Origin of the sequence: Asticcacaulis biprosthecium C19, from assembly GCF_000204015.1 — a bacterium.
Classification (GTDB): Bacteria; Pseudomonadota; Alphaproteobacteria; order Caulobacterales; family Caulobacteraceae; genus Asticcacaulis; species Asticcacaulis biprosthecius.
Map to the genome: position 1 here is coordinate 2,298,687 of NZ_GL883077.1, position 8,136 is coordinate 2,306,822.

The window sequence follows — 8,136 nt, forward strand, 5'->3', positions numbered from 1 at the left end:
TTGTTAGGGTGAGGGGAGCGCTGCTGGAGGAAGAAGAACTGGTGCCGCCACCGCCTCCACCGCCGGACGATCCGCCGCCGCCACCGCAGGCCGAGATGAGCAGGCATAGGCCAAGGGTCAGCAGGGCTAAGGCCCGTCCGGTCAGATTGCGCATGTGTTTCTCCCGATATGTGCCGGCTCTGGTGGCGGCTTTTACCGGGATGTTACACCGGGGTGGAACGGCGGCGCGGTGAATACGTATTCGCAAAACTAAGAATACGTATACACGGCCTGGGGTCAGGTTTTGACCGCGCGATTGACCCGTGCCGTTTTTCGCCTGATAAACAAGCGATAGGGGGGAAGCCATGATGGCCTGGTTTCATCGCATTGTTGCATGTGTGGCGGCTTGCCTGGTGCTGGCCGCTCCAACCGGTGCTTCCGCCCAAGATAGGGTTCCTGCAAGTCCCGTGGGTCCTTTGAAATGCCCTGCTTATGAAGAATGGTCGCTGACGGCGATGCTGGATGCCTGGCATGAGCAACGTCTTACAGCCAATCCCATGTGTATAGGGGGCGCGAGGGACGAGTTTAGCGGTCCTTACGAGGCGCCCTCGGCGGAATATGACAAGGCCGTATCTGTGTTTTCGGCGGTGATCGCGCGGGCGTTTGCGCTGGACGTGGTTTGTGATCCGGCCGATGGTTCCGCCCGCCGATGGCTGAATCTGATTACGGTCGTGCCTGTCGCGCGAAGGCAACTGGGGTTGCAACAGCCGCGGCGGCGGGCTGAACTGGCCCGCGCTCTGGTGGACGTTGTGGAGGCGCCAGGGCTTTTCGACACCTTGCCGGCGACACCTATCTTTTGTCCGAACCCCAGAAGTCTGACGTCTGCGGACCGTGACGACGTCCGGGGGCGAATTTTGCGGCTGGCGGCCGTCTTGCCCGATGGCCGGGCGGTCGGCGTCTACGAAGCTCAGGCGGACCTGGCCGGTGTCCGGGTCATTTACCGCATCGACAACCAGATCAATCGGTGGGATCCCTTCGATGGCAAAGACCAGTATCTTGTCCTGGAAGCTAATGGCGTCGAGCACGACCTGTCCGAGTTTTTCTGCGCCACCCGGCTAAACCTTTATGCCACACCGCAGGGGCGGGTAGGACTGATCTGCAACACCTATGCGTTTGTGCTGTCCCCGACCGAATTCACCTATGTTGACGGTGAAACCATGCCGGACACTTGGCGCTATGTGGGCGGGTTTGACTGGCGTGACGGCGAAGGCCTTGCCGTCCGCGACTTCGACCGGGCCGAGGGTCTGGCGTTCTTTCCTGCCAGCGAATTGCCGGAATGCCTGGACCGACACCCGGTCGAATATCTGCCGGACTTCCGTGTTGAGCGCTGGGGCGACTGCATGGGTGCGGGTTATGAGCGGCAACCGGAGCATTAAGGCTGGGCTCAGCGTGGCAAGAGAGCTGTAAAGCCTCCCAACGCACTGGGTCTTTCCTTTTTTGTGAGGGGTTCGCATGGCGAGTTGAGGTGTCGCCTGTCATCATGGCCTGAATGAAAGGTGAGGTTCATGATAGTCGAAACCAGCACACACGTCGTCCGGTCAGTTCTGTCGGTACTGCTGACCGTCTACAAGATGGACAACCGCGAGGACAGCGATGTCGCCCTGGATGTCATCGAGTTTATCGCGCTGCGCATGCGTGAGCACGAAGACCATCAGGTCGCCGAAATGGGCAGCTTCGTTCGGGCCTGCCTTATCGGCTACCTCAATGGCCGTCTCAGCTACGAGGCGGCGCATGAGCGACTGGTGGCCGCCGCACTTTACGCGCCGCTGGGCCATATCTGCCTGCGCGAGGCGTTTCGCTGTGGATCTTCGGGCGGTTCTTCGGGCGGCTCAGGCCGTCCGTGAGTCCAGTGCCGTCTGCAATTTGAGCCGCAGAGCCTCGGGGTCGAAGGGTTTGGCGATGTAGTCGTCCATGCCGGCGGCGAGACAGCGATCGCGATCGCCAGCCAGGGCGTGGGCCGTCATGCCGATTATCACCACAGGCGGCTGACCCGTATTCTGTTCGTGTTCGCGGATCAGGCGGGTGGCTTCAAAGCCGTTCATGCCTGGCATCTGGACATCCATCAACACCAGGTCGAACGGTGCCGCCTTCAGGGCATTGACAGCCATCTCGCCGTGACCGGCAACCTCGATCTGATAGCCAAAGGCTTCCAGGAAGGTCGTGGCGACCAGGACATTGGGTTCATGGTCTTCGACCAGGAGGATACGGGCGGCGCCGGACTGGGGCGGCGGCGCGGCGATCGGATCGGCCGCCTGAGGCGCGTCGGTCAGGCGCAAGGGCAGGGTGACCGTAAAGGTCGAGCCATGCCCCGGCTGGCTGTCGATGGCAATGGCACCGCCCATCAATTCGGCCAGGTTGCGGGTAATGGCCAGGCCGAGGCCTGTTCCGCCGTACTTGCGGCTGATGCTGTTGTCGGCCTGAACGAACTTGTCGAAGATGGTGGACAGGTTTTCCGGTGCTATGCCGATCCCGGTGTCGCGGACAGATATCGCAACGCTGTCTTCGGCGCCGCAGGCCACCCGGATCTCGACGCCGCCGGTCTGGGTAAATTTGACGGCATTGCTGCACAGATTCAGTACGATCTGGCGCAACCGCATCGGGTCGCCGGCAAAGGTGCGCCCGCGAATACTGTCGATGGCGGTGGTAAAGGTCAGGCCCTTTTCGCGCGATCGCACCGTCATCATGCTGGCCACCTCCAGCAGGATCTGCTCCAGGCTGAAGGGCACCTCTTCCAGTTCCACCGTATGGGCTTCGATCTTGGCGACGTCCAGCAGGTCGTTGATCAGTTCCAGCAGCCCCTTGGCGCTGACGTTCAACGTCTTGACGAACTCCTGCTGGCGGGCGGTGAGGGGCTGGCTCATGGCCAGAAGGGTACCGATACCGATGATGGCGTTCATCGGCGTGCGGATCTCATGGCTCATATTGGCGAGGAACTCGGTCTTGGCCAGGCTGGCCTCCTCGGCCTTGCGGCGGGCCTGGGTCAATTCGCGGATGTTCTCGGCTCGGTCGATCAACTGGCGCGTCCGTTCGGCCACGGCCTCCATGAAGGCGATCTCGGCCGGGTCCCAGTGCCGCGGCTGTTGGGCGTTGAGATAGACGATGGTGCGCAGGCGTCCACCGCGCAGGAAGGGCACGACAAGGATGGCGCGCGTGTCGACATCGGCCGCAGTTTCCAGGGTCCGGGCTTCATCGCTGATGGAGGCGGCAAACAGGTCGTCGACGACGATGGTCTGGCCGGCGCTCAAGGCGGCGACAATCTTCTCGCCAAAGACGTGGGCGGGATAATCGCCCAGCAAGGGCGGGACAAAGCCGTCGGTCCAGCATACCGTATAGCTGAAAATGTCCTCCACGGGATCGAGCAGGCCGTACCCCACCCGAGATACGCCGAAGTATCGGCCCATCAGGGCGCAGGCAGCGTGCAGGGCCTGGTCCGTGTCACCGATGCGGAGCAGGTCGGTCAGTTCCAGCATCACCGCCTGACGGCGTTCGGCCTGTTTGCGCGCGGTGATGTCGATGATGTTGCCGACGACGCGGATACAGCGGCCGTCATCTTCGAAGATGGCACGCCCTTTGGCCGCCGCCCAGCGGACGACGCCATCGGCGCCGACGGTGCGGTACTCGACGTCGTAAAAGCTGCGTTGGGCCGGATCCTGGGCCGCCAGATAGGCGGCAATGGTGGCGGCACGATCGTCGGGGTGCAGGCCGGCATAGAAATCGTCCATCGTCACCTGAACATCGGGCGCCACGCCGAACATGGCCTTGCACCGGGCATCCCAGAACAGCTTGCCGGCGGCGACGTCTACATCCCAAAGCCCGATCTCGGCGGCGTCGAGGGCCAGCCGCAGTTGTTCTTCGGTGATGAGGGTGCGGTCATGCGGTTCCGAGTGGCCCGTGCGGGGCTCTGTTTTGGCCGAAATCGCCGCGTTACTGCTGTCTTTCACCGGCCGCCTCGTGTCTGTGTTGTGCATGAGTATACACGAACGCGTCGTTGTGCCTCCGCCCAAAATCAACAGTCAATGCAATCGGTTTCGCCTTCGCGGATTGAGGCTTCGTAAATCGTACGATGACTGTGCAACGAGTTGATAAACTTTTGTCGCTAATGTGATGTCTCCAGTTTCCGCGACCAGAACGGCGCGTGATTTGTGTAACCGAGAAGAAATCTTGTCCCAGCGTTCCGAAAAAAGCCCAGGCGGGTGGTTGAACTATACCAACCTTAAGGTCGAGGCGGCGATTTTCATGCTCCTGGCCCTGACGTTTGCTGCGGTGCTGGGCAAGGATGCTTTTACCAGTCAGCAGCTCGAACTGATGCAGCGGGCGGCGCAGTTCTACCCGTTCGCCTATGGCGATAAGGACGAAGGCGGCAAATCCACAGTGACATTCGATCAGGCCAGGCCGATGGAGTGGACCTGCACCCTGGCGCCTGGTGCGCAGTACGCCTACTGCGGGTACGGGCTGCAACTGGATATCAACAATGACGGCACGGGCGTCAACCTGGCCAAGTATCAGAACATCCACCTGAAAATGACCTACACGGGTGTAGGCCATCATATGCGCTTCCTGATCCAGACGGCGGTGCCGGACAATCTCCGAGACCGGGTCAAGGACGGCGAAACCATGCCGATGGTGGCTGAGTTCGAGGTCAAGGAAGGTGTCAATAACATCGACCTGACCATGGATCAGTTCGTGGTCGAGGGCTGGTGGCTCAGCGCGCGCAACATCCGCCCGGACGAGGTCACGCCGGCATTGGATCGGGTCGTCTCGATCGCCATGGGATCTGGGAGTACGGCGCCGATGGGGCGGTTCGATGTCGATGTCGAAAGCCTGGATTTCAAAGGCCAATCCCTGTCGACGGCGCAGTGGTATCTGCTGATTTTGGGCGCATGGCTGGTCCTGACCGGAGGTTTTCTGGTCTATCGCTTCCTCAGCGTGCGCAAGGGGTATGAGGTCGAACAGAAACGCCAGGCCGAGGAGGCGCGTGAACTGGCGGCGGCGCGGACGGCGGCTGAGGCCGCCAGCAGCGCCAAGTCGCAGTTCCTGGCTAATATGAGCCACGAGTTGCGGACGCCGCTGAACGCCATATTGGGCTATGCCCAGTTGCTGAAGAGCAGCGACCTGAGTTCGCAACAGCTATCGGCGGTCAAGACGATCCAGCATAGCGGCGAGCATTTGTTGACGGTCATTACGGACATCCTGGACATCGCCAAGGTCGAGGCCGGGCGGATGGAGCTGATGCCGGGCGGGTTCGATATCCGTGCCTGTGCGTTGACGGTTGGCCAGATGGTGCGGGTGCGCGCCGAGGATAAGGGCCTGAGCTTCAGCATCAGCATTGCGGAGGATGTGCCACAATATGTCGTGGCCGATGAAAAGCGGATGCGACAGGTGCTGATCAACCTTTTGGGCAATGCTATCAAGTTTACGGCGGCGGGCGAGGTCAGGCTGAGCGTGACGGTGGTGTCGGCGGGTGAGGAGTCGGCGCGGCTTTGCTTCGCCGTCAGCGACACGGGTGTGGGCATTCAGGCTGATCAACTTGACAGCATCTTCCGTCCGTTTGAGCAGGCCGGCAATTCGATCTCAAAGAGCGGCGGTACCGGGCTGGGGCTCAGCATTACCCACCAGATCGTCAAGCTGATGGGCGGCGATATCAAGGTCGAAAGCGAAGTCGGGCAGGGGAGCTGTTTCACCGTCGAGGCCGAATTCCCACTGGCGGTGGCGGAGGATGATCGCGAAGCGACGAACGAGCCGGTCGTTGTCGAGCCCGAGACGCAGTCCGTCGTTGCCCCGTCGCCGGAAGTTCTGGCGCGGTTGCTGGAAATGGCGCGGGCTGGAAATCTGCGCGCCATCCGCAAGGAAATTCCGGGCATTATCGCCATGGGCGAAGCCTATCGCGGCTTTGCCGAGCGGCTGGACGGCCTGGCGGCCGCATATCAGTCGCCGGCCGTGCTGCGCATGATTGAACAGTATGTTGAGGAAAGGCGTGCCGCATGACCGTAGTTGCTGAAAATGCGGTGTCGGGAACCATTCTGGTGGTTGACGACAACCCGGTCAATCTGGGTCTTGTCGCCGACCATCTCGAACTGCGCGGCTATCAGGTCGTGGTGGCTTTGGGGGGCAATGAGGCGCTGGAACGTGTCGCCTTCGCCCGGCCGGACCTGGTCTTGCTGGACGTCATGATGCCCGATATTGACGGCTTCGAGACCTGTCGCCGGTTAAAAGCACAGGCAGACTACAAAGATATTCCGGTTATCTTCATGACGGCTCTGACGGATGTCGACAGCAAGGTGGCGGGCTTTGCCGCCGGCGGCGTCGACTATGTCAGCAAGCCGTTCCAGATTGAGGAGCTGCTGGCTCGGGTACAGACCCATCTGGCCCTGCGGCGAACACAACTGGAATTGTTGGCGGCCGAAGCCTCCTTGCGCGACTCCGAACTGCGCCATCGCCGCATGTTTGAAACGGCGGGCGACGGTATCCTGGTGGTCGACTGCGAGACAGGCATCGTGGCCGACCTCAACGATCAGTGCTGCCAGATGCTGGGCAGCACGCTGCAGGCCATGCGCGGCCTGCGGGTCGAAGACATTCCCGTCTTCCAGGGCGCCGGGGCCAAGCCGATCGTCGATGCGCTGCACGGCGCCAGTCATATGAAGTGGGATGAATGGTCGTGGCAGAAGCCGGATGGCACCGCGGTCACCGTCGAGGTGGTGGGAACGACCTATCGCGCCGGCAAGCGGATGTTGGCGCAATGCACCTTCCGGGACGTCCGTGCGCGCAAGGAGGCTGAGGCGCGTGTGCGCTACCTCGCCATGCATGACGCCCTGACGGGCCTGCCCAACCGGACCTTGCTGATGGATCGCTTGGGCCAGGCGATCGCCCATGCCCGCCGCGATCACAGCCAGGTCGGGTTGCTGCTGCTGGATCTGGACCATTTCAAGCACGTCAACGACAGTCTGGGCCATTTCATTGGGGACGGTCTGCTGGAGGAGGTGGCGCGGCGATTGCGCAGCGTCCTGCGCGAAAGCGATACGCCGGCCCGCCTGGGCGGTGATGAATTCGTCATCGCAGCCTCGAACCTGAACAGCCCCGCCGATGCGGAAATCCTGGCGCGGCGCATCCTAACGGCTCTGGAACCGGTGTGCGTGGTGCAAGGCCACAACCTGCGCATCGGGACCAGTATCGGCATCGCCATGTATCCTGGGGACGGTGACAATCCCGCGTCACTTCTGCAGGCCGCCGACACGGCCATGTACCAGGCCAAGAAGAAGGGCCGCGGCACCTACCGCCTGTTCACGCGCGACCTCAGTATGGCGGCCGAACGTTGGCACACCCTCTCCAACGACCTGCATGACGCTGTCGACCGTGGCGAGTTTGTCCTGCACTACCAGCCTCAGCTCTCGCTGGATCCGTCGATCATCACCGGCCTGGAGGCGTTGATACGCTGGCAGCATCCCACGGAGGGCATGATCTCACCAACTCTGTTTATCCCGCTGCTGGAGGAGCATGGCCGAATGGTCGAGGTGGGAAAATGGGTCCTGCGCACCGCCTGCGCTCAGAATGCTGCCTGGCAGAAGCAGGGCCTGCCCAAGGTGCGGATGGCCGTCAATCTGTCGGCGCAGCAATTTTACCGCGGCGATATCGTCGCCACCGTGCGCGAAGCACTGGAGGAGACCGGACTGGCCCCGGAGTGGTTGGAGCTGGAGCTGACCGAAAGCCTGACACTCGACGATACCGATACCACCTTGCGCCTGATGGGCGACCTGAAGGCCCTGGGCGTCAAGCTGTCGCTCGACGATTTTGGCACCGGCTGGTCGTCGCTGTCCTATCTCAAGCGCTTTCCGCTGGACCGGATCAAGATCGACCGTTCGTTCGTGCGTGACATCGTCAACGACCACAGCACGGCGGCCATCGTCCACAGCATCCTCGACCTGGCACGGCAGCTGGATTTGGACTGCGTCGCCGAGGGCGTGGAGACTGAGGAGCAACTTCAGCATCTGCGCGGAGAGCGTTGTCCGGGAATCCAGGGATTTCTCTTCAGCAAAGCTGTCGCCGCTGCCGACATACCCCCCTGTTGCGGCCCTTACCATCGGCGATGGCGGGTTAGAGCAG

Annotated in this window: 5 protein-coding genes; 4 read left to right on the forward strand and 1 reads right to left on the reverse strand. The window is 61.9% G+C overall.

Annotated elements, in window-relative coordinates; translation table 11 throughout:
- The first annotated feature begins 455 nt into the window (after nt 1–455).
- The gene (locus tag ABI_RS10375; protein ID WP_157138773.1) at nt 456–1,415 is read left to right on the forward strand and encodes a hypothetical protein; all 960 of its coding nucleotides are present in this window, start codon (nt 456–458) and stop codon (nt 1,413–1,415) included.
- A gap of 129 nt (nt 1,416–1,544) precedes the next feature.
- The gene (locus tag ABI_RS10380; protein WP_006272897.1) at nt 1,545–1,883 is read left to right on the forward strand and encodes a hypothetical protein; all 339 of its coding nucleotides are present in this window, start codon (nt 1,545–1,547) and stop codon (nt 1,881–1,883) included.
- On the opposite strand, the gene ABI_RS23625 is transcribed toward ABI_RS10380, so the two are convergent.
- Nucleotides 1,869–3,980 (reverse strand): ATP-binding protein, encoded by a 2,112-nt coding sequence (locus ABI_RS23625; RefSeq protein WP_006272898.1) that lies wholly within the window; start codon nt 3,978–3,980, stop codon nt 1,869–1,871. The two genes, ABI_RS10380 and ABI_RS23625, sit on opposite strands and share 15 nt — an antisense overlap.
- Nucleotides 3,981–4,236: 256 nt before the next feature.
- Here ABI_RS23625 and ABI_RS10395 point away from each other — a divergent pair, with 256 nt between their 5' ends.
- Complete coding sequence (locus ABI_RS10395; protein WP_006272899.1) at nt 4,237–6,024, forward strand: sensor histidine kinase; 1,788 nt, start codon at nt 4,237–4,239, stop codon at nt 6,022–6,024.
- Nucleotides 6,021–8,136: putative bifunctional diguanylate cyclase/phosphodiesterase (locus ABI_RS10400; RefSeq protein WP_157138857.1), on the forward strand; the 2,116-nt coding region annotated here is incomplete at its 3' end. The genes ABI_RS10395 and ABI_RS10400, both read left to right, overlap by 4 nt.